The sequence below is a fragment of the Pseudomonas sp. FW306-02-D09B genome (genome assembly GCF_058782685.1).
Window position 1 is genome coordinate 153,504 of sequence record NZ_JBYSXY010000001.1, and the last position, 22,021, is coordinate 175,524.

At 57.3% G+C, this 22,021-nt stretch carries 24 protein-coding genes; 14 read left to right on the plus strand and 10 right to left on the minus strand.

What is annotated here, in order from left to right; all coding sequences use genetic code 11:
- Positions 1-72 precede the first annotated feature (72 nt).
- The gene (locus AC3WK5_RS00795) at positions 73-846 is read left to right on the plus strand and encodes a nuclease-related domain-containing protein (protein ID WP_103316406.1); all 774 of its coding nucleotides are present in this window, start codon (positions 73-75) and stop codon (positions 844-846) included.
- A 258-nt stretch (positions 847-1,104) separates the two neighbouring features.
- Here AC3WK5_RS00795 and AC3WK5_RS00800 read toward each other — a convergent pair whose 3' ends face one another.
- Together AC3WK5_RS00800 and AC3WK5_RS00805 are read right to left on the minus strand one after the other, a co-directional pair.
- On the minus strand, positions 1,105-1,326 hold the full coding sequence (locus tag AC3WK5_RS00800) for a hypothetical protein (protein WP_103316405.1): 222 nt from the start codon (positions 1,324-1,326) through the stop codon (positions 1,105-1,107).
- Between the two features lie 2 nt (positions 1,327-1,328).
- On the minus strand, positions 1,329-1,535 hold the full coding sequence (locus tag AC3WK5_RS00805; protein WP_103316404.1) for a hypothetical protein: 207 nt from the start codon (positions 1,533-1,535) through the stop codon (positions 1,329-1,331).
- Between the two features lie 669 nt (positions 1,536-2,204).
- On the opposite strand from AC3WK5_RS00805, the gene AC3WK5_RS00810 reads away from it, so the two are divergent.
- On the plus strand, positions 2,205-2,408 hold the full coding sequence (locus tag AC3WK5_RS00810; protein WP_054597749.1) for a hypothetical protein: 204 nt from the start codon (positions 2,205-2,207) through the stop codon (positions 2,406-2,408).
- 114 nt (positions 2,409-2,522) lie between these two features.
- Positions 2,523-2,675 carry a hypothetical protein gene (locus tag AC3WK5_RS00815; RefSeq protein WP_158246536.1) on the plus strand — a complete coding sequence of 51 codons (153 nt, stop codon included), beginning with the start codon at positions 2,523-2,525 and terminating at the stop codon, positions 2,673-2,675.
- A 269-nt stretch (positions 2,676-2,944) separates the two neighbouring features.
- Here the strand turns inward: AC3WK5_RS00815 and AC3WK5_RS00820 are convergent, their stop codons facing one another.
- Positions 2,945-3,382, minus strand: a complete 438-nt coding sequence (locus AC3WK5_RS00820) for a glycine zipper domain-containing protein (protein ID WP_054597748.1) — start codon at positions 3,380-3,382, stop codon at positions 2,945-2,947.
- Positions 3,383-3,653: 271 nt separating this feature from the next.
- On the opposite strand from AC3WK5_RS00820, the gene AC3WK5_RS00825 reads away from it, so the two are divergent.
- The 4 genes from AC3WK5_RS00825 to AC3WK5_RS00840 all read left to right on the plus strand — a co-directional run bounded on the left by AC3WK5_RS00825 (position 3,654) and on the right by AC3WK5_RS00840 (position 8,157).
- Entirely contained in the window at positions 3,654-3,896 is a 243-nt protein-coding gene (locus AC3WK5_RS00825; RefSeq protein WP_103316402.1) for a hypothetical protein, read from the plus strand.
- A 413-nt stretch (positions 3,897-4,309) separates the two neighbouring features.
- Positions 4,310-4,708 (plus strand): YfeK family protein, encoded by a 399-nt coding sequence (locus AC3WK5_RS00830; protein WP_103316460.1) that lies wholly within the window; start codon positions 4,310-4,312, stop codon positions 4,706-4,708.
- 230 nt (positions 4,709-4,938) lie between these two features.
- Positions 4,939-7,566 carry an EAL domain-containing protein gene (locus AC3WK5_RS00835; protein WP_371919128.1) on the plus strand — a complete coding sequence of 876 codons (2,628 nt, stop codon included), beginning with the start codon at positions 4,939-4,941 and terminating at the stop codon, positions 7,564-7,566.
- Between the two features lie 162 nt (positions 7,567-7,728).
- Complete coding sequence (locus AC3WK5_RS00840; protein WP_146039816.1) at positions 7,729-8,157, plus strand: hypothetical protein; 429 nt, start codon at positions 7,729-7,731, stop codon at positions 8,155-8,157.
- A 529-nt stretch (positions 8,158-8,686) separates the two neighbouring features.
- On the opposite strand, the gene AC3WK5_RS00845 is transcribed toward AC3WK5_RS00840, so the two are convergent.
- On the minus strand, positions 8,687-9,439 hold the full coding sequence (locus AC3WK5_RS00845; RefSeq protein WP_103316399.1) for a carbonic anhydrase: 753 nt from the start codon (positions 9,437-9,439) through the stop codon (positions 8,687-8,689).
- Positions 9,440-9,684: 245 nt separating this feature from the next.
- On the opposite strand from AC3WK5_RS00845, the gene AC3WK5_RS00850 reads away from it, so the two are divergent.
- The 7 genes from AC3WK5_RS00850 to AC3WK5_RS00880 all read left to right on the plus strand — a co-directional run bounded on the left by AC3WK5_RS00850 (position 9,685) and on the right by AC3WK5_RS00880 (position 16,678).
- The gene (locus AC3WK5_RS00850) at positions 9,685-9,927 is read left to right on the plus strand and encodes a DUF1652 domain-containing protein (protein WP_103316398.1); all 243 of its coding nucleotides are present in this window, start codon (positions 9,685-9,687) and stop codon (positions 9,925-9,927) included.
- A 198-nt stretch (positions 9,928-10,125) separates the two neighbouring features.
- Entirely contained in the window at positions 10,126-10,356 is a 231-nt protein-coding gene (locus AC3WK5_RS00855; protein ID WP_054597742.1) for a hypothetical protein, read from the plus strand.
- 97 nt (positions 10,357-10,453) lie between these two features.
- Positions 10,454-10,732: a hypothetical protein gene (locus AC3WK5_RS00860; RefSeq protein WP_256585184.1), complete on the plus strand. Its 279-nt coding sequence runs from the start codon at positions 10,454-10,456 to the stop codon at positions 10,730-10,732.
- Between the two features lie 359 nt (positions 10,733-11,091).
- The gene (locus AC3WK5_RS00865; protein WP_103316397.1) at positions 11,092-13,923 is read left to right on the plus strand and encodes a xanthine dehydrogenase family protein molybdopterin-binding subunit; all 2,832 of its coding nucleotides are present in this window, start codon (positions 11,092-11,094) and stop codon (positions 13,921-13,923) included.
- Positions 13,916-14,455, plus strand: a complete 540-nt coding sequence (locus AC3WK5_RS00870; RefSeq protein WP_103316396.1) for a (2Fe-2S)-binding protein — start codon at positions 13,916-13,918, stop codon at positions 14,453-14,455. Before AC3WK5_RS00865 ends, AC3WK5_RS00870 begins: the two co-directional genes overlap by 8 nt.
- 2 nt (positions 14,456-14,457) lie before the next feature.
- The gene (locus AC3WK5_RS00875) at positions 14,458-15,705 is read left to right on the plus strand and encodes a c-type cytochrome (RefSeq protein WP_103316395.1); all 1,248 of its coding nucleotides are present in this window, start codon (positions 14,458-14,460) and stop codon (positions 15,703-15,705) included.
- A gap of 1 nt (position 15,706) precedes the next feature.
- Positions 15,707-16,678, plus strand: coding sequence for an XdhC family protein (locus AC3WK5_RS00880; protein ID WP_103316394.1), 972 nt, complete (start codon positions 15,707-15,709; stop codon positions 16,676-16,678).
- 67 nt (positions 16,679-16,745) lie between these two features.
- On the opposite strand, the gene AC3WK5_RS00885 is transcribed toward AC3WK5_RS00880, so the two are convergent.
- The 6 genes from AC3WK5_RS00885 to modA form a co-directional block, all read right to left on the minus strand.
- Positions 16,746-16,976 carry a hypothetical protein gene (locus tag AC3WK5_RS00885; protein WP_054597737.1) on the minus strand — a complete coding sequence of 77 codons (231 nt, stop codon included), beginning with the start codon at positions 16,974-16,976 and terminating at the stop codon, positions 16,746-16,748.
- A gap of 150 nt (positions 16,977-17,126) precedes the next feature.
- Positions 17,127-17,351 carry a hypothetical protein gene (locus tag AC3WK5_RS00890; RefSeq protein WP_103316393.1) on the minus strand — a complete coding sequence of 75 codons (225 nt, stop codon included), beginning with the start codon at positions 17,349-17,351 and terminating at the stop codon, positions 17,127-17,129.
- 89 nt (positions 17,352-17,440) lie between these two features.
- A complete protein-coding gene (locus AC3WK5_RS00895; RefSeq protein WP_103316392.1) occupies positions 17,441-19,093 on the minus strand; it encodes an ABC-F family ATP-binding cassette domain-containing protein in 1,653 nt (550 codons plus the stop codon).
- A 181-nt stretch (positions 19,094-19,274) separates the two neighbouring features.
- Complete coding sequence (gene modC, locus AC3WK5_RS00900; RefSeq protein WP_103316391.1) at positions 19,275-20,363, minus strand: molybdenum ABC transporter ATP-binding protein; 1,089 nt, start codon at positions 20,361-20,363, stop codon at positions 19,275-19,277.
- Between the two features lie 3 nt (positions 20,364-20,366).
- A complete protein-coding gene (gene modB / locus AC3WK5_RS00905; protein WP_103316390.1) occupies positions 20,367-21,047 on the minus strand; it encodes a molybdate ABC transporter permease subunit in 681 nt (226 codons plus the stop codon).
- The gene (modA, locus tag AC3WK5_RS00910; RefSeq protein ID WP_103316389.1) at positions 21,048-21,815 is read right to left on the minus strand and encodes a molybdate ABC transporter substrate-binding protein; all 768 of its coding nucleotides are present in this window, start codon (positions 21,813-21,815) and stop codon (positions 21,048-21,050) included.
- Positions 21,816-22,021 lie beyond the last annotated feature (206 nt).

Here is a 22,021-nt window from a genome sequence, read left to right on the forward strand (position 1 = left end):
AGAAAGGATCAAAAGGGTGAAGGCGTAGCCTCATCTGGCGTACTCACACACCTTCGATACGCAAAGGACGCGATGAATATTTTTGTGATGCTCCAGCCGCTATTCGACATGCTGAAGTGGCTGCTGCCATTGTTGCTCCTGGTCATTATCATCAAGACACCCTGGTTCAAGGGCTGGTTTGGTGAGCGGCTGGTGCGGACATTCGCCCACTATGGCTTGGATGGTCAGGTCTACCGCCGGTTGCACAACGTCACACTGGATACGCCCAATGGCACTACCCAGATCGATCATGTGTTCCTGTCACCTTTTGGTATTTTCGTGCTGGAGACTAAAAACATGGGCGGCTGGATCTTCGGAGGTGAGAGCCAGGCCCAGTGGACACAGCAGATCTTCCGGCATCGCTTCAGGTTCCAGAACCCGCTACGGCAGAATTACAAGCACTTGAAGGCACTGGAAGCGCTGCTCAGCGTTCGGCCCGAGCACATCCATTCTGTAGTCGCCTTCGTCGGCGGCAGTAGCTTCAAGACCGTCATGCCGGACAATGTCACCCAAGGTGTCAGCTGTATCCGCTATATCAAGTCCTTTCAGCGGCCTGTGTTTAACGAAGCGCAGGTGAGTGCAATGGTGAAGGCGCTGGAGAGCCGGAAGAGGGACAGTACGCTCACTACCCACTACGAGCATGTACAGCGCCTGAAACAGCGAAACGACCCTTTCGCGAAACGCAGTTGCCCGCGGTGTGGAAGCGCTTTCGAAATTCGTATCCGTAAGACAGGCGATAGAGCAGGAGAGCGATTCTGGGGCTGCAGCGCCTACCCGAAATGTCGAGCGAAACAGGATTTGGATTAGTCATCCAGGTACTTCGTCTTACGAGGCCACGAATATTTTCGCCGATCTCGCTTAGCCTTTGCTCCTCGGATTGAAGCGTCAGCTCCATGAGGGCCGACTCTAAAGCGAGTTGGTTTTGATACATCCTCATATTGCCGCTCGGCTCGCGAATTTGCCCTTTCCACGGGGGACTGGCCAGGAAGAGCCCTAGGAGGTGGAAAACACTCAAAGAGGCCATGTGAATTGTGCGCGCAGGAGGATTATTAATGACAGATCGACTTACCCATACGCGTATAAAAGCTCGTCGATCAGGTCCAGTTCTGGTTGCGTAAATTGCACATTGTTGAATTTTCTAATGTGCTCAAGTACTCCTCTGATGGGCACTTGGCGCGAAGGATCCTCAACTATCTCGATCAGGCGATCGTGCTCAGGATCTTTGCCTTTCAGGTATTTATGAATCAATTCCTTGAGCGATAAGCGGGCCTGCTGGTCGGTCAGCACTTTTATTTCTCCGGAAAAATAGTGACTTCATCCACTTTAATGTGAGTGGAATCGCCCGGTTTTGGAATAAGTTGCCTTGAACCACCGGTACCGTACTCGGGGTAGGCCTTGGTGAAGGGCTCCAAATTCGGGCTGGTGCCACCTAACTCGTGCGGAACAGTAACGTTCGGCGTTCGGTCCTTGTAGAGCTGCAACGTGTCGAACTTCAAGCGCAGACGGCCATCACTCCACGCTGGAGTCGGATCGGCTGCAGTAACGTGTTTAGGCGCTCGAACCTGAAAAGCTTCTGTCGCAGCGTATCCAGTATCGAACTTATCAAAACCAGGGCTTCCTGGGTGTCGATGGTCTTCTGCGCATGAGCGTTGAGACTTCCATCTGCGTTCTTATAACCCATGTACCGGGAGCCGGTGGCTGGCAGTGTCGAGTCCGGTCCGGATGGGCCTAAGTAAAAGTCAGCTTTAGATTCGGTGACAACCGGCTGGCGTGGGGATATTTCCTGAGCCTATAAGGACGGGGCAAAAGGTTATTAGACGTGCCGAAGCTGCTTTGTTAAAAAAATAGTGCATAGCACGCTGTCGGCGTGCTCATGCATCTCCATTTGGCTAAATGGAAATCGCCCAACATTGAGTTGGGCAATGATCAATGAGTCTGATTGCCGATACAGGGAAAAGTAGCTGCGACTTTGGCCAACTGCTCGCGCACTAGTGCATTGGGCTCATTGATCCCTCTTCTTTTCGGCCGCTTGACCCTCTCACCCAAAAAAACTTTTCGCCGGCTCGCCGGGGCCGACAGACACATCCGATGTACGACTCCTTGCCGATTGGCGCACCAGTGGTTGCAGGTCAATACTTCTTACCTGTCCTTGGAGCACCCCCCCTATGAACCGGCAAGAAGAGTTTTTGGCGAAAGCGTTAGAGGTTCATCATGAATATGAAGAAGCTACGGTCGCCGTTCACAAAATGATGCGTGAGAACAGGGCTATAGGTGCGGAATGGGATGCGGCTGTAGCGCGGCAGATCGCATCTCTTGATGCCTGGATGGAGCTGCCCCACGAGTTCGGGGACTTCAAGGCGGATGAGTGACCGGTTTCAATTCAGTGGGCTGGGGTCTTCAGCAACCGGGTGTTTTGAACCTCCTCAATGTGAGGACATCAAACGACTATAACGTCAGGCACGGGCCTGCCCGGAGAAGATCAAATGAAACGCACAACTGCTTTGATTTTTGTGGTGTCAGCGGCGTTGTTATTGGGTGGTTGCTGGCCGTATTGGCATGACCATGACCGTCGCGGACATGATCGTGGGCGTTACTACGGTGACTATCATCAGGCACAAGAGTATCGCCGTGCATGAGTTCGAAGTAGCAGAGCCAGGATAGATTCGTGTCGAGCCCGGCAGTCTCATGGACTGCCGGCTGGAGGGCGTCGTATAGCAAATAGCCGCGGCTGGAGCGATCCCGGCAAAGAAAGGAGTCTCTACGAGGTTGGCGTATTTTCTGGAGATGGGGCCAAATCCTTTTGGCTGGTCCCAGTATGCTTGCCAGGTGTGACAAAGGTATGACGGGATCGAAGGGAAAAGCCCGACACGAGATCGGGCTTGAACGTGCACGTCAACTCAACCGTTTAATCGTGTTTGTACTTATTCTTGTATTTATGATGGTGTTTACCGTTGTAACCTCTGCCCTCTGAGCCACGATTGCGATTATCGTCGGACAGGTTATTGCCGAGTGCGCCGCCCGCGGCACCGCCGAGGCCTGCGCCAATGGTGGAGCCGGTTGAGCCACCCAACTGATGACCAATGACCGAACCACCCGCCGAGCCGAGCCCACCGCCGATCGCTGCGTTGGTTTTGTTGCCCCTCGGCGCAGCGACAGCGCTGCCTGCAGCTCCTCCTACACCCGCGCCGATCGCTGCACCGGTGCTTCCACCCATTTGCTGACCGACTATGTTGCCCAGTGCGCCGCCAAGGCCTCCGCCAACGGCTGTGGTGCCATCTCCAGCGGCCATTGCTCCTTGTGTGATCAGGGCACCTAGAGCAAGGGTAAGCAGTGTGATTCGCATGCTGTGCACCTCAATAAGTAGTTTTTGTGTTCAGACTGCTATTTTGACTATTGAGCATTTTGAAACGTGCGTTGTTGCTCCCGGTCGCCAAGCTGCTCTCGTCACTTCATTCAAGATGGAGCACTACAACTGTAGAGGACGCGGCAAGGCCAAAGTTCGACCTGCGATAATGGCACGTCGTCGAGGGTTTACACAGGAGCAACAAAAAAACCGCACAGGGCGGCTTTTTAGTGCGGGTTACTCGACTATCAACTACCAGAGGGATGCAGCAATGACTGAGCGCCATATGATCCACTCGGAAACGCTTTCGAACGGACGCAAGATCGAGGTCAAGGCCAAGATTCTGAGGGACGGCTCGTTGCAGATGTTCATCGGTGTTTACCAGCCTGACGGCACAGTCCTCTTTGAGGACCACGACCCAAAACCGCATCTGCTGGACATGGAGGACGCGCTGGACTGGGGGATCGAAATCGCGAGGCGCACCGGTAACGACCCTGAAATCAATAAGACTTGATGATCACCGGATCTGGTTTTTGAATGTGTCGTCTCTCACTAATGAATCATTGATCCGCTTCATGGTCGTAACTATGGTTGAACGCTCTCCAGACTAATCTTGCGGATAGCGACATTCCTTCTCCGTAGCACTGACCCTTGCTTTTAGGATGTTCATATGAAGCGCACAGCGATAATGATCCTGGCCATTTCTAGCTCTCTCCTGCTGGGAGGCTGCTGGCCTTACTGGGAAGATGGAGACGGGTACGGTCGCGATCACGACCGTGGTCGAGAGTATCACCGTCGTTATGATCGCCATGATGACCGTGGATACGAGCGTCGTGACAATGATCAGGGCGAAGGTCGTTACCGCAATCGTGATCATGACAACAGAGAAGACTGATGCTTGAGGTCTGGTCGGGACGAGGAAAGGTCATGCGGACTCTGACAGCAAGGACGGTTCGCCCCGTCAGCCAATGGCTGATGGCGGCGGGTATCGGTCTGATTGCAATGATGACCAATGCCCAGGCTCAAACCACACCGCAAGCCGCTCAAGAGATAAAGAGCCTGCTGGATTTTGTCGAACACAGTGAGTGTCGGTTCGTGCGTAACGGAAGCGAATATCCGGGCTCCCAGGCTCGGGCGCATCTGGAGAAAAAGCTGAACTATCTCGAAGGCAAGAACATGATCAGCAGTACAGAAGACTTCATCGATCTGGCGGCCACTAAAAGCAGCATGAGTGGCAGCCTCTATGAAGTGCGATGCCCAGCAGGCGTACAACCTGCAAGTCTCTGGCTGAAGACTGAGCTACAGAGGCAGCGTCAGCTTCATTGAGTCGATCTGAAGTCGAGAAAGCCCAGCCTGATGCTGGGCTTTCTCGTTTTCGGGCGTCGTACGGGTGGACTGGATCGGTCGGTCAGTCACTTCGAGGCTATCCTGTGATTTCAAGCCACGGGCGCAGTGACGTATGGGTGCGACTAGAGTGAATAAATCCTGCCCTTCGATTTAGAAGCAGTAGTGCGCGTTGCTCCGATGGTAGGCCCCTTCCTGGTCTGAAGGTTCTTATGACGCCTCACACGCAGCCAGGGATGGCGGGCCGTGGTGGCATTGGCAAAGTGGCGATTATGGACACGAGAGTCAGACTGGCGAGCGGCGAAGAGGCAGAAGACTTTTTCGTGCAAACACTGGAGCAGGCTGTCGATGCCGTGGTGGTCATTGATGACCAGAACAACGTGGTGTTTTTCAATGCGGCTGCCGAACAGTTTTGGGGGTGTTCCCGTGTAGAAATACTGGGAAGCAATGTCAATAGATTGGTTCCTCACGCCATACGTCCCCACCATGACGGTTATGTCGGCGCAAACCGGGAGACCGGGGTCAACAAGATCGTGGGCGCTAGCCGGGATATCCATATCACGCGCAAGGATGGTGAGGCGCGTTGGGGCGCGATGTCGATCTCGAAAATCACCTTGCAGGGCCGAATCCTTTATGCGGCCTTCCTCAAGGATGTGACGCAGACGCGCATGAAAGATATCGAACACCGATTGCTGTCGATGTCGGTCAATATCACCAGTTCTGCCACCTGTATTGTCGACGCCGATGCGCGTCTCATCTATGTCAATGACGGGCTCATTCGACTGCTCGGGTATTCCCGTGAGGAGGTCATCGGGCGGTCGCCTTTGATGTTCTTTGTCTCCGATCTTCAGGCAGAAACGCGTGCGCAAGCGGTGCTGGAAAGAGTCCTGCGTGGTGAGCCCAGTGAAGCCAGTGCACTGATCAGCAAGCGTAATGGTCAACGGTTGTGGGTGCATATTTCGTCGACCCCCGTGTTCGATGCTCAAGGGAAGGTCGACAACATTGTCATAGTGCTGACTGACATCACCCGGTCAAAGCTGCACGAGGTGTTACAGGACAAGGTGATAGGGGCTCTTTTGAAAGAGCAGTCTTTGGAAAACGTATTGACCCTGATGTGTCAGGAGATCGAACGCATCGCGCCAGAAGTCATCGTTTCGATCCTGAGCGTGGACCCGGAAGGATTTCTGCACCCGCTGGCCAGTCCTGGTTTGCCGACCGATTACTCGAGAGCGATCGAGGGGTTACCGATAGGTCCTGTTGCCGGGTCTTGCGGGACAGCGGCCTACAGGGGCGAACCGGTTCTGGTGACGGATATCATCCACGATCCGCTCTGGGCGGATTACAAGTCTCTGGCCGAAAAGTCGGGTTTGCGAGCGTGCTGGTCTATTCCTGTACGCAACGGAGCAGGGCGGATCGCTGCCACCTTTGCACTCTATTTCAGGGAATGTCGCGGTCCCGATACCTTGCATGCTCACCTGGTGACGGCGGGAACGCACCTGTGCATGTTGGCACTCGAGCGGGAAGAGGCGCGTGAATCCATTCGAAAAATGGCGTTTTATGATGCGTTGACCGGCTTGCCCAATCGCAGTTTTTTGCTGGCACAAGCGGACCGCGCCATTGCCGAAGTTGCTCAGGAACAGGCTGAACTGGCGGTACTGTTTGTCGACCTGGACCGCTTCAAGCAGGTCAACGATGCGCTGGGGCATGCTTCGGGCGACGAGTTGCTGCAAGTCGTGGCGCAACGGCTACGCAGTGTGCTCCGGGAGTCGGACATTGTCGGGCGGTTATCCGGCGATGAGTTCGTTCTGGTGCTTCCAAGGATGAATGCCACGCAGGTCACGACTTTTCTCGAGCGGTTGAAGATGATCCTGAGTATTGCGGCCAATATAGCCGGCACCTCCGTGGTCCTGTCGGCCAGTATCGGTATAAGCATGTTTCCAGTTGACGGGCAGGATATGGAAAGCCTGCTGCATTGCGCCGATATTGCGATGTACCAGGCCAAACGTACCGGCCGTGGCAGCTTCAGTTTTTTTCTCGAAGAGATGAACAAGATCGCTCAGGAACGTTTGATACTTGAGACGGCGCTGCGTGTGACCCTGGCTGACAATGCTCTTCACCTGGTTTATCAACCACAAGTCGATCTGAGGAACGGGCGTCTTGTTGGCGTAGAGGCGCTGGCACGCTGGGAACACCCAACACTGGGCAGTATCTCGCCAATGCGATTCATCCCCTTGGCCGAGGAGTGCGGGTTAATCAATGAGTTGAGCCAATGGGTATTGCAAGAGGCCTGCGGGCAATTGGCGCAGTGGCGCCAGCAAGGACTCGTGGTCCCGTCCATGTCGATCAATCTGTCACCGATCAACTTTCACAATCTGAATCTGGTGGGGCTGATCGCCGAGCAATTGCGCCGATGTAAATTGCAGCCCGCCGATTTGTGCGTGGAGGTGACGGAAGGCGTATTGCTTTGCAACAGTCCTGGTTCAGAGCAAACCATCCAGGACCTGCATGCCTTGGGTGTGCGTCTGGCGATCGATGACTTTGGCACGGGTTATTCCAGCCTGGGGTACTTGCGGCGGTTGCCGATCAGTGAGCTGAAACTGGACAAGAGTTTTGTTGATGACCTGGAGCATGATGCTTCCTGCCGTGCACTAAGCGAGTCTGTCATCGGTATTGGCAAGGGGCTTTCCTTGCATGTTGTCGCTGAAGGCATTGAGCACGCTGCCCAGCGTGACATTCTCAGAGCGCAAGGTTATGAGGTCGGGCAGGGATATTTCTTCTCTGTCCCATTGTCTTCCGGGGCGTTCATGCAATGGATGCTGAGCAGCCCGAGCGGGCGATAAACGGCGTAGAAATAACCCTGGCCAGCCACGGCCGTCGATCAGGTTCTCATCCCTGACATCTATACTCATTGTCATGCATTCAGCCATGGGATCCCGATCCCGGGACCTATCCTGTTCACTCGCTGGTGATAAAGCCTTGGCCTGGATTTACGAGGGCTCAACATGCGGATTTTGATAGGGGTTGCAGCCTTTTTATTCATTTCAGGGTGCATGACTTCTCCAGTTCCAGCAGAAAAAGCCGCTCGGGTTCCAAGTGATCGGGTTTTTGCGTTTCAGCAACCCATCGAGGGAAACAGCGGAACGATTTTTGTGACGCGTGATGGCGGATTGCTGGGTTCGGCCTGCTACATCGGTGTTTATGTGAACGGTGATTTTGTTGCGCGAGTGGGACCTGGTGAAGGAGCAAGATTTTTCACCAAGCCCGGGGAAGTCTTTGTCGGCGCAGGAGAAGACCTGAAGGGTAACGGCCTGTGTTCGTTAGGCATTTCCTTGCGCGAGGTGGTAACGACCATGGATGCAGGAGAGGTCAGGCATTTTCGAATTTACGGTGATGCGAGCGAGGGCATTTCAATAGCGCCAAGCTCTCGCTGAAGTAGCGATGTACGAGCTTCGACCTTTAAAAAAGTGTGGTTATTTAAGGACTTAGGTGATTTTTTTGTGTGGAAATAAGATGTAAATATCTTGTTACATCTCGAGTGGTGAGCTATTATCGCGCCCGTGTTCACCTACCACGGTTTACGCATTTTTAAGCCCCAAGCGTCCATCAGCTGCTTGGGCTTTTTTTTGCCTGAAATTTGCCGCTGGCTGGTACTGGTTTTGAACATGGGGCGTTTCTAAACTTCTAATACGTATCGACTGCAGGGCGTACGAGAGGTGAGCCATGAGGACCGATCCGCAAGCACCACGTATTAAAAAACCAGCTGAGCCAAGCCGCTCAGGTGAAGCTCGGAAGGACCGCGACGAGCTCCAGCCAGATAATCCGAAAAAGTGGAAGGATGTTCAAAGCGCGGTCGAGAGCGAGCTGGAAACACTGCACGATAAAGCCAGGCCCCTCTAAGCAGCGCTCGCCAGCGAGTACAAACGATGCATCTCACCGTCGGGTGAGATGCATCGTGCGCCATCAGGCAATCAGATCCACTTTGCCGCTGGCCAGGCGATAGATGCCCCCGACAACTTTCAATGTGCCCTTGCTCAGCGCTTCAGTCAGCACAGGTGAGGCTTTCTTGAGGTTGTTTACCGTGTCTTTGACGTTTTGCACGGTCGCGTTCTCGAGAAGATTCCCGGGATCCTTGAGTACCTTCTCGATAGAGGGCCTCAGTGCGTCAGTCAGTTTCTGGATTTGACCGGGGAAAACCGCATTGTCCTTTGTGGCCTTGATGCCGGCATTGAGTGCGCCGCAGTCTTCATGCCCCAGTACCAGAATCAGCGGTGCGCCGAGTACCAGGACCGAATATTCCAGGCTTGCCATGCCTTCCTCCGTGACGAAGTTGCCCGCGACACGCACCGCAAAAAGGTCGCCACGGGCCGTGTCGAACGCGTACTCGGGGGCAATGCGCGAATCAGCACAACTCAATACTGCTACGAACGGGTTCTGGCCGGTGACCAAGGCTTCACGCTCGGCCTTGAAGTCGTGCGTCTTCGAGGTGCCGTTGATATATCGCTTGTTACCGTTGATCAGTCGTTGAAGGGCCTTGTCGGGGCTGATCGCATTTTGTGGTTTTGGAGGCGAGGCCTTTTTCTCGGCGGCCTGGGCGATGCTGTCAGGCAGCACACCGGCAAGCAGCAGGGCGCTGGCGCCTAGTCCTGCAAGCCGGAGAAAACGACGCCGTCCGTCTGCCTCCGGCGCGGAGCTTGAATCACAGGATTCACACATGATTTGTGTACTCGGTATTTGGATGGGAGTGGCTCGCTATCAAGGGCTAATACTTGCGGGAAACTTCAGCACTTCTGCGTTGGAGTCTAGATGGTTTGCCGGGGCTCGTTTCAGGGGGGGCGCACGATTACAAAGTGCGAAATACCTAACACTTTGAGCTTAATCCGTTCGCTTTTGCCGGGGTCGGCTAACCTGTAAAGGTTAGGTAACACTCCCGCACACTATCTCCCCATGGACGGAATGCCATGTTTCCTCTTCTTCAGCTTTGCCAGATTGTGGAGTCCGGTTTCTATCCACTCTCGTGCACCTGCACGGTGAATCCCGACGGATCGTTGAGGGTCACGATTGTCGATCCCGAATCCGGACGTGTTGAACTGCTGATCACTGGCGTGTCGACATCGACGCTGTCCAGCGTCCGTGAGATCGCCAATTTTATCGGTGAGCTGCGTACTGAGTTGAAAGCCGGGCGTAGAGCGTTCGCAGGCTGAGACAACGATCAGGTCAAGCCGCAGTCCGACGATTGGACTTGTACCGAATGCTCTGGCGGCAGGCTTGATTCGCCGCGCAAGCGAGGTGCCAAATCTGGGAGTTGCATCCAGTGCACAAGAGGGTTATCAAGTCTTTTGCAGTGGAAACGATTTTCAGAGCGTCGCATCGAGAGATGCCGTGACGCGGAGGGAATTGCCATGTTACTCAACAAACCCGAGCACGAACTGCGCAGCGACTTCCAGAACCTTGCGTCTGATTTGCGATGGTCGGCGGTGGAGCTCAAAGCCATTGCCGAGCGGCTGAGACAGACCGGTAATGAGGTCGATGCCCAGTCATTGCTGAAGACGTGTCAGGTGTTGGAGACCGCCGAAGAACGGCTGGCCCTCTACGCAAGTGAAGTGAAGTCTCATCGAATTCACCTTGAATAAGTGCGGGTCGCCATTACAGCTTGCTCAGGACTGCCAGTATGGCTCTGCGGCGTCATTGCAGATTTCCCGGAGCAATGGAGATTTCCAGGCGTCTCACATGAGGTTGCCGCACAGAGTCAGGAGATATACCCAGTTGAAGGAAAGGCTTTCAGATTTTGCAGTGCTCATATTGATGGTGCTTGGCGGCATTGCGTTGCTGTTCGTTGCTAAATACTGCATTGAATACTTCGTAGGCCCCATTGCTGAATCATGGATCGATCTCGCGCTCGTCCTCTCGGGCTATGTACTGTTCTTTCTTCTTGAACCCATTCGCAAGTCGGTCAGTAAAAAATGGAGTAAAGGGGCGAGACGAAAAAGACACAGTGAGGGAGTGTGAGGGGCGTTGATAAGGCGCTGGCTTGCGTGGGGGGCGGTGATATTTCCGTAACCATGACAACCCTTTCACGAAGTCTTCACCCCGACCGGCCTAAATTGACCTGACTCCTTTGTGATATCCCCTTCAAGCCCGCCCGCATGCGGGCTTTTTTTCGTCCTCAATATTGTCCATTCGTCGACAGGCTCTCCAATGAGTCTGCATAGATTACTTTTGCCGAGGCCTGACAAATTCTATAAAGTTAACCAATAGGTCAGCTTTTCGGCTTTTCAGCCCTTCGCATTGCGAGGAAGGGCTCCTGAGGTTTTCCCTGTACACCATAACGACATGGGCGGAATTCATAACCGTCCAGAGGATGATCCATGTCCAACCGTGATATATCCCGGCGCTCCTTCCTGCAGGGCGGGTTGATCGCTGGCGTCAGCGTGACGCTGACCCCGCTCAGCTCCCAGGCATTGGCTGCCTTGATGGAAAACAGCGTGACCGTCCCGTCCGAGCAATGGCTCGGCAACAACGGCAAGGCACGCATGCGCAACGACTCATTGTCCAAGGTCTGCGGCAGCAAGGTATTTGCCCGCGACATCCGCGCCAAGGACATGCCGGGCTGGCCGCAACAACAAGGCCACGCGATGCTGCTCAAAACCATTCGCGCCGACCGCATTTATGACGGTTTCGACCTATCGTTGCTGGGGGCCGAACTGCAGCCGGATCGCATCGTCACTGCTGAAGACCTGGACAAGGACGGCATCGTTTTCCCTGAAGACCATGCGCCCGATCCGCTGCTGCCAGCCGGCAAGGTACCGATGTTCATCGGCCACCCGGTAGCGATCCTGATCTGGAACGACTTCGAGCGTTTCCGCCAGGCCAAGAACACGCTCAAGTTCAACGATAAAGCGATCCGCTATGGCGCCAAGGCGCCGTTTTACACGCGCGATCCTTATGGCAGTTTTCGTTACGTGCGGGTCGGTGGGGCGACCTCGGCGGATGAAGATGAATTCGCCAGCCTGAAGGACTCGATCCTGTTCCCGATGATTCGCGAACGGCGTCCGGTGTGGAACGCCCAGCCGAACCTGCATGGCAACCTGACCGAGCGCGGTCTGTTTTATGCCGATCGCATGAAACAGCAATTGGAAACCCCGCCAGAAGGCTGGATGGTTTTCGACGAGCGCTACAAGACGCCGTCGATTGAACCGGCTGCAATGGAACCCGACAACGGCAATGGCTGGTACGACCCGACGACCAAGACCCTGCATTTTGTCGTCGCGACCCAGTGCCCGCTGGAGGCTGCGACTGAAACCGCGAAGATGATTGCGCCGTCGCGTTTCGGCTTGAGCACGCTGAACATGCATCCAGGCTACACCGTTGGATACGGCTCCAAAGACCACAACATCTTTGTCTACTACGCGGCGCTGGCGGCGTTGTATGGCGGCGGTGTGCCGGTGCGTCTGGCCAACGACCGCTACGAGCAGTTCCAGAGCGGTATCAAGCGTCATCCGTTCGACATTCGCTACCAGTTGGCCGTCGACAAACAGGATCACAGCTTCAAGATTTTCCGCGCGGACATGAACGTCGACGGTGGTGGGCGAATCAACTACAGCCCTTCGGTGGCGGCGGTTGGTGCGACAGCCGCACAGTCGATTTACTACATGCCGCAGAACGACCTGCAAGTGACCGCTTACCATTCACGTGGTGTTGAAGCCGGCTCCATGCGGGGTTACGGCACCCTGCAAAGCATGGCCGCTACCGAGATGATGGTGGATGAAATCGCTGATCGTCTGGGTATCGACGCCATCGACCTGCGCAAGAAAAACGTGCTGCTGTCCGGGATGAAAAACACCCAGGGCGCGGTGCCGGCAGGTGCATTGCGCCTGCATGAAATTCTCGAAAAAGCGGCCGGCAACGAGATCTGGAAAAACCGCCACGCGTTGAAAAAACAAGAGGACGCCAAGGACCCGGACAACTGGTACGGCATCGGCTTCGCCATTTGCCAGAAAGACTTCGGCACCGGTTCCGAAGCGCCGATGGCCAGTATCGAATTCAGCGCTGACGGGCATATCACGCTGCGCCATATCGGCATCGAGATTGGCACCGGCATGTCCACTTCCCAGGCCTTGGTGGTCGCCGATTTCCTCGGTAACCCGGCCAGTGAAGTGAAGACCGGCGAAACCGAATGGAAAGAGCTGCAACTGACCAGCAGCGGCAACCCCTACCTCATGAGCCAGGCCGAGCAGGATGCGTTGCTGCGCAACCCGCGTTGGGTCGGCAAGATCGCCTCGGCGTCGTCGGCAACCAACTCCGCCTATTACTTCAGCCATGCGACCCGTGAAGCGGCGCGTGTGTTGTTCAATCACGGTCTGTGGCCGGCCGCCGTCGAAATCTGGCGTCAGGGGCCGTTCGGTGGTCAGGCCAACCCGTATGTGCTGCGCCGCGAAGACGCGCATTGGGTGGACGGCAAATTGACCGCCAACGGCATGGAACCGCTGCCATTTGCGGTGCTGGCCAAACGTGCCCATGAGCGCGGTCTGGTGACGGGCGCGACGGTGCACGGTTTCAACCGCTGGAGCTGGGCCGAGGCCGAGTACAGCATCAATGGCGTGCGCGAGCGGTTGCCACTCGATGGTCTCGCCGTGAAGTATGGCGACGGTGCGCCGAACGCGATCAAGGCGCAGATGAACAGCGCCGGTTTCCACCTGCTGGATCGGCAGAACACTGCCTACCCGGCGACCCAGTTGAACAACGCGGCGGTGACCTATTACAGCCCCGTGGCGACGCTGGTTGAACTGAAAGTGAACAAGGGTTCGGGCGAGGTGAAAGTCCTCAACCATCACTCCTGGCTTGAATGTGGCCGGGTGCTGGTGCCAGAACTGGTCAAGGGCCAGCTCGAGGGTGGGATTGCCATGGGCATCGGCCACGCGCTGCTGGAAGAGATGCCGCTGTACGAAGGTGGACCGGGGGAGGGTGACTGGAACTTCAACCGTTACCGTTTGCCGCGCGCCAAGGACGTTGCGGTCTGGACGCAGACCTCGGAGATCCTTCCGCCATTGTCGCCGAGCGATCCGTCCAAGGGCATCGCCGAAGTGGTGATGATTCCGGTGGTGGGCGCCATCGCCAACGCCGTGGCCCATGCAATCGGCAAACGGGTCCGTGACCTGCCTATCACTCCAGCGCGCATCAAGGAGGCCCTCAATGGCTAACCGTCCGCTTCAAATGACCCTCAATGGTCAATCCGTCGGTCCCGTCGAGGTCCCTGATGATCTGCCGATGATCGACTACCTGCACGAATACCGAAACCTCACCGGCTCGCGCCTGGGCTGCGGCCAGGGCATTTGTCACGCCTGCGTAGTGATTGTCGACAACCCCGACGGCACCAGCGAAGAAGTACGCACCTGCATTACCGGCGCGCATTACTTCGAGGGCAAGAAAGTCCGCACCATCGAAGGCCATGCGCGCCGCGATGAAAGCGGCAAGGTCACCGAGCTGACCCCGATTCAGCAACGCTTCGTCGACGAATTCGCCTTCCAGTGCAGCTATTGCGCCCCGGGCTTCGTCAACGCCGCGACCGTACTGGTGGAAAAACTCCAGCGTCAGCCGATCAGCAAAAGCCAACTGGAAGCAGTTATCGAAGACAGCCTCGGCCACCACATTTGCCGCTGCACCGGCTACGTGCGCTATTACAGCGCCACGCGCCACGTGTTGACCGATCTCGGCCTGGTCAAGGAGGGTTGAGCATGAAGCGACTACTTTCCAGCCTTGGCACGGCGGTTGGCCTGGCCGTTTCGCTGATGGCGATCCAGCAGGCCCAGGCAGCCGATCAGCAGCAGATCAAGCGCGGTGAATACCTGGCGCGGGCGGCGGACTGCATGGCTTGCCACACCGCACCCGGTGGCGCGCCTTACGCGGGCGGCCTGCCGATCGTGTCACCGTTCGGCACCATTTATGGCACCAATATCACCCCGGACAAGGACCACGGGATCGGCCTGTACAGCGACGACGAGTTCTTCGCCGCGCTGACCGAAGGCAAGCGTCGTGACGGCGCCAACCTGTACCCGGCAATGCCGTATACCTCGTATCACCTGATGCCGCGTGAAGACTCCGACGCCATTCACGCGTACCTGCAGACGGTCGCGCCGATCAACCGTGCTGCACCGGTCACCAGCCTGAGCTTTCCGTTCAACGTACGTTTGGGGTTGATGGGCTGGAACATGCTTTACGGCAAGGACGTGAAGCTGGCGCCGGCGGACGGCAAAAGTGAAGACTGGAAACGCGGCCAGTACCTGGTCGACGTGCTCGGCCACTGTGGCGAATGCCACACACCGCGTGGTATGCCTGGCGCGATGCAACAAGACAAACGCATGACCGGCGGCCTGCTCAATGGCTACCTGGCGCCCAGCTTGCTCGCCAACGATCTGGCGGCACGCGGCTGGACACATCAGGACCTGAGTTCTTTCCTCAAGCACGGCATGAGCGCTCAAGGTACGATGTTCAACGAGATGTTCCCGGTGTTTCATAACAGTACCCATAACCTCAATGAGCCGGACCTGGCGTCCATGGCGACTTTCCTGCTCGGCGACCCGCCACCGCAAGCGCGGGTGTTGAGCGAAGTGCCGTTGGACAAAATGACCGAAAGCGCCCGGCGCGGCCGTCAGGATTACCTGAACGTTTGCGCCGGTTGCCATGGCGTCAATGGCGAGGGCAAGCCGCACATTGCAGTGGCGATGCAAGGCAACACCACGTTGCGCCTGGAAGATCCGCGCAATCTGTTGCGGGTGATTGAGGACGGGATTGGCGAGCAAAAATTTGCCGGCTTCGAGCGTATGCAACCGATGCCGGGTTTCGCCGACAAGTTGAGCAATCAACAAATGACGGACCTGATCAGCTATTTGCGTCAGGCCTGGGGCGGTCAACCGGCTGATCTGTTGATCGGCCAGATCGAGCAATTGAAGGCAGATGCTCCCGTTGAGCACAAGGCACACTGATATGCAGCATCTTGACCTGCAAGTGGTTCGGCGAGCGTTGGCCTGGTCCAGCGCTGGTCAGCGTGTATGGCTCTGCAGCGTGCTCGGCACCTACGGCTCGGCGCCTCGTGCGCCGGGCTCGATGTTGGCGGTCAACGACAGCGGGCAATGGATTGGCTCGTTGTCGGGCGGCTGCGTCGAGGACGACTTTCTGGCGCGCATGGCCGAAGGGGCGTTTCTCGACGCCGTTTCGGTGGTGCGTTACGGCGAGGGCGATGATCCGCGTTCCACGATAAAACTGCCCTGCGGCGGGTTACTCGACGTGCTGGTGGAAAAGCTTGAACCTGAGTGCGAGGTGCAAGCCCATCTGCGCGAACTGGAGTCCGCGTTGCTGGGGCAGCGTCGTTTGATTCGCGAAGTGAATCTGGCCAGCGGCGCACGCAGTCTACTGGTTGACCGTGAACATGGGCCGCGTATCGAACGGGAAATCGACCGGGTGCGTGTGCGTGTCGGTGCGGCCCAACGCTTGTTGCTCGCCGGTTATTCCAGCGTGTCCCAGGCGTGTGCCGAGTTTGCGGTGGGGCTGGGTTTCGAAGTGATTCTGTGTGATCCGCGTGATGAAGTCCTCGAAGGGGTGGTCCTTGAGAACGTGGAGATTCGTCGCCAGTTGCCGTCAATGTTCATTGCCGATGGTGGCTGTCACAGCGATACCGCCGTGGTGGCGCTGACACACGATCCGCGCATCGACGACCTGGCCATGATGGAAGCGGTGCGCACCGAGGCGTTTTACATCGGTGTGATGGGCTCCATGCAAACCTCGCAAAAGCGCTTTGAGCGTTTACGGCGTATCGGTGGTTTGGGCGAAGCTGAGCTGGCCCGTATTCACGCGCCGATCGGGCTTAATCTGGGCAGCAAGACACCTGCGGAAATCGCCTTGGCGGTGCTCGCCGATATTCTGCGTATTCGCAGCGGTATAGCTCGGGATCAACTCTGAAAATAGCGTGTCGGTGTGCTGCCGATCCCTGGCGAGTCCCGACTTCAGCATATGAGCCGGGACTTGCTTAGCGGAATCGAGGCAGTGGCCGGTCGACCGGTTTGAGTGATGTCAGCGCGTTCTGAATCAGCGGGGCATCTTTCTCGATGTCTTGCAGACGGTCGCGGATTTTCATCGCGGTGGGGTGGCCGCCATGGATATCGACCCAGTCGGCGATTTCCTTGCAGGCAGCCGCCAAGCGCGCCTGACGTGAGTCGAGCAGGGTCAGCAAGGTAGTGATGGACTCTTTTTCGGACATGAGAAACACCTCCGTATCAGAGAAGCTTTTGATCGAGCAACAAAACGCTCGCCGGGCGCGAGCGTTTGCCGATGAGGTCGCCGATCCTTCAGCTGGAATCAGTATAGACCCGCAATGCCAATGGCGGCGGAGCCGCGTGCAGCCTGGGTTTCAGACTTTACGCGAGACCCGCGAGCTGGCGGCATTGAGCCGTCGGCACTCCTTCATGGCATCTTCCATACGCTCATAACCGTCGCCGATAAAACCACCGCCGGTGCGCGTATCGGCGATCCGGTACCAGACCGCCGCTATCGGCTGCTGATGAGACACTTCACCCGCACGGCGACCCTGAACGGTGGTCTTGTTGCAACGTTTCACAACGAATATGTCTTCCATGGCGTCACCGACGCTCCAGTTGTGTACACATCAACTATAGAAGCAAGTTGAAAAGCTGCAAAAGCGGTCTGTGCTGTTCGTCGCTTGATTCAATGCTCAGACCGCGCTTCGACACGTTGCAGGTTCCACCCCGTAGGCTGCCAGTGCAAGGTATGGGTGGGCGCCAGGGCCTGCAGGAATTCGGTGTCATGGGAGGCGGCAATGAGCGCTCCGGGAAAGTCGCGTAATGCCTGTTCCAGTGCCTGCACAGACGCAAGGTCGAGGTGATTGGTCGGCTCGTCGAGCAACAGCAACTGGGCCGGGTTTTCTCGCCATAATGCGATGGCAATAGCCGCTTTCAGACGTTCGCCACCGCTGAGCAGGCGAGTCGGCACGTTCACGCGCACAGCGTCCAGTTGCAGCTGGGCCAGCCGGCTGCGCACCGAGCCTTCCGATAGCGGTGTGTCGAGCAGGTTCAACTGCTCGACGATGGAGCGTTCTGGATCGAGCAACTCCAGTCGTTGGTCAAGGTAAGCGTTGGGCACGTGGGTCAGGCAATCACCGCTGACAGGGTTGCAGTGCGCTGCGAGCATTTTCAGCAAGGTGGATTTTCCGCAGCCGTTCGGCCCACTGAGCGCAATGCGCACGGGGCCTGCAAGTGAAATAGTGAGGAATGTCGCTGGCGCCTCGGGTGCCAGCCAGGGCAGTTGCGCGTCGATCAGTGTGATCACCTGTCGGTTGGCCGGCACAGCGGTTCCCGGCAGGGTCATCAGCACCGGCTCTGACGGTTTAATCCGTGCGTTGGCCTCCCGTACCTGCTCATTCATCGCTGATTTGTGGGCCTGATGAGCGTGACGTACGTGGCCCATGATCTCGGTGGCCGCACCTTTCATCCTGGCGCGTTCGAAGCGTGAGACGTTGGCGGTTTCAGCGTTTTTGCGTGATCCGGCAGCGCGTCGCTGAATGGTGTCGTATTCGCGCTGTAGCCGTTTCAGCTCGCGACTGCGCAGGGTGCGGTTGTGCTCAAGGGCTGCATGCGCCGCAGCTTGCTCGACTTCGCGCTGCTCAAGGTAAGCCGCATGATTACCACCAAAGACCTGCACACCCAGTGCGCTGAGTTCGACGATGCGTTGAAGGCTGTTGAGCAGCGTTCGATCATGGCTGACCACGATCACCCCTCCGCGCCAGTGGTCGAGCCGGTCCATTAGCCAGCGGCGGCCGTCAGCATCCAGATGGTTGGTTGGCTCATCCAGCACCAGCAAATCGGCCTGGCTGAGGAATGCGCCGATCAGTGCGATGCGGGCACGTTGGCCGCCGCTGAGGGCGTCCATAGGGTGTTGCGCCGTCAGCTCTGGCAGGCCGGCTTCATCGAGCAACAGGCGCAATTGTTCGGGCAGATCCCAGCGTTCAGCCGCCTGTTCAAGGTCTTGGGTGGATGCGCTGCCGCTGGCCAGCCGGGCGAGCGCATCGAGTGTCTCGGCGATACCCGCCGCTTGCGCAACGCTCTGGCCGCTGATCGCAATCGGCTCTTGCGCCACATAGGCGACGCTGCCAAAGCGGCTGAGTGTGCCGGAAGCGGGGGTCAAGTCGCCGGCAATCAGTCGGGCAAGCACGGATTTGCCGACGCCGTTACGGCCAACAATGCCGGTGGGACGATGATCGAAGTGCAGGTTCAGGGAGTCGAACAGTGTTTCGCCATTGGCGAGCTGATAGGACAGTTGGTTCAGGGTTACGAGCGCAGGCAGACGCGTGACGTGAGTCATGGTACCTCCAAAAAATGTCGAAAAGACCAACAAGTGCCGGTGGCAGCTTGTTGCGTATACATTTTTGAAAGGCTTAGTTGTTCACGTCGAAAGGTCATCCGGCATAGGGGAGAGGCGGCTAGCCTAGCTCAAAAGACTTTCCCCTTACAACGCTTATGGTCTTGTTGCACGCCCCAGCCGTTTACGCGAGGACCGCTACCGCCTTGATTTGCGCCCATAGTTGCTGGCCGGGATGCAGTTGCAAGTGATCGCGGGAATAGCGGGTGATGCGCGCGAGCAACGGTGTTCCCGCAGCGTCCAGGCGTACCAGCACATGGGCGGCGTTGTCCGCGGAAATTTCGCTGGTGACCGTCACTGGCAGGCGATTGAGGATGCTGCTCAGTTCACCGCCCTGAAGACTCAGGCTGACATCGCGAGCCTGGACTTTGACGCGCAACAACTTGCCCACGGCCATAGGCGAATGCGCGACCCGCACATCCAATTGGCTGCGGGGCAGTTGCAGGGTCAGCAGTTGGTAATGGGCGTCGTAGTCCGTCACCTGACCCTCGATCACTACGCCGGCGTCGTCACCCAAGGCCAGTGGCAGGTCGAGCCGCGCGAGCGTTTCGCCGATGGGCCCGCTGGCCAGGGCTTTGCCGTAGCTCAGCAGGACAATGTGGTCGGCCAGTCGTGCGACCTCATCCTGCGAGTGACTGACGTACAGCACCGGGATTTCCAGTTCGTCGTGCAGTCGTTCGAGGTACGGCAGGATTTCGCTTTTGCGCTGCGAGTCCAGCGCGGCCAGTGGCTCGTCCATCAACAGCAGTTTCGGGCTGGTGAGCAACGCCCGGGCAATACCGACCCGTTGGCGCTCGCCGCCCGAGAGGTGTTGTGGATGTCGGCCGAGCAAGTGGCTGATTCCCAGCAGTTCGGTGGCGTGGGCCATGTCGACCCGGCGTTGCTGGCGTGGAATACGCCGCAGGCCAAACTCCAGGTTGGCCAGCACCGACAGATGGGGAAACAGACTGGCTTCCTGAAACACATAACCCAGCGCCCGTTTGTGCGGGGCGACAAAGAGTTTCTTGTCGCTGTCCTGCCAGATTTCACCATTGATCTGGATAAAGCCTTGCTCGGCCTTTTCCAGTCCGGCAATGCAGCGCAGGCAGGTGGTTTTACCCGAGCCGGAATGACCGTACAGCGCCGTGACGCCGCGGCCGGGCAGGTGCAGGTCGACGTCCAGGGAAAAATCCGGGTAGCTCAGTTTCAGCCGAGCGTGAATCGTTGAGGTCATCAATCAGCTCCAGCCGGCTTTGGTTTTGCGGCTGGAGTACAGCGCCAGCAATACCAGGAACGAGAACACCAGCATCGCCCCGGCCAGCCAGTGTGCCTGGCCATATTCCATGGCTTCGACATGATCGTAGATCTGCACCGACACCACGCGGGTTTTGTCCGGGATATTGCCGCCGATCATCAGCACCACGCCGAACTCACCGACGGTATGGGCGAAGCCGAGAATGGCCGCGGTGATAAAGCCTGGCCTGGCCAACGGCAAGATCACGGTGAAAAAAGTGTCCCAAGGGTTGGCGCGCAAGGTGGCGGCCACCTCCAGCGGACGCGGACCAATCGCCGAGAAGGCGTTCTGCAGTGGCTGGACGACAAAGGGCATTGAGTAGATAACCGAACCGATCACCAGCCCGGCAAAACTGAACGTCAACGTGCCCAGCCCCAGTGCCTGGGTGAACTGGCCGATGACCCCGTTAGGACCGAGGGTCAGCAGCAAATAGAAGCCGATCACCGTCGGCGGCAGCACCAGGGGCAGGGCGACAATGGCGCCGATGGGCCCGCGCAACCAGGAGCGGGTGCGCGACAGCCACAACGCAATCGGAGTGCCGATGACCAGCAGGATGGCCGTCGTCAGGGAGGCCAGCTTGAGGGTCAGCCAGATGGCGGAAATATCGGCACTCGATAGCGTCATTTAGAGTTGATAACCGTAGGACTTGATGACGGCAGCGGCTTTAGGCCCTTTGAGGTAAGCAACCAGCGCCTTGGCGGCCGGGTTGTCTTTGCCTTTGTTGAGGATCACTGCGTCTTGTTTGATCGGGTCGTGCATGTCGGCTGGAACGATCCACGCCGAACCGCCGGTGACTTTGCCGTCTTTATAGATCTGCGACAAGGCGACGAAGCCTATTTCCGCATTCCCGGTGGAGACGAACTGGTAGGCCTGGGTGATGTTCTGGCCTTCGACGATCTTGCCCTTGACCTTGTCGGTCAGGCCTAGTTTAGCCAATACCTGGGTGGCCGCGAGACCGTAAGGGGCGGCTTTCGGGTTGGCGATCGACAGGTGCTGATAGGTGTTGTCGCTGAGCACTTTGCCTTTGGCATCAACGTAACCGTCCTTGGCCGACCACAGTGCCAGGGTGCCGATGGCGTAGGTGAAACGCGAACCTTTGACCGTGTCGCCTTCGTTCTCGAGTTTTTGCGGGGTACTGTCGTCAGCCGACAGGAGCACTTCGAACGGCGCACCGTTTTTGATCTGGGTGTAGAACTGGCCCGTGGCGCCGTAGGCGGCGACCAGTTTGTGCCCGGTGTCTTTTTCGAAGTCGGCGGCGATCGCCTGGATCGGTGCGGTGAAATTGGCCGCGACCGCAACCTGGACTTCATCGGCCTGGGCTGAGCCAAACGCGAACACGGCGAGCAAGGATACCAGGCAAGTGGGGGCAAAACGTGAGGCACGAATAGTCATGAAGCGGCTCCGGGGTAGGCAGGTGCAGTGGGCAGTTTTTATGGGGGGTGGACTGCACCGATGCGAAAGGATGAAACGCTATATAGGTGAATATATAGCGAATTGCCGACAAACGGAACGTATCAAATAGCACCCAATGAGCCGACACGCGCTCTGTTCCCCATTACCCCCCGTTACCCCGTACCTCGTAGCAGCTGCCGAGCCCG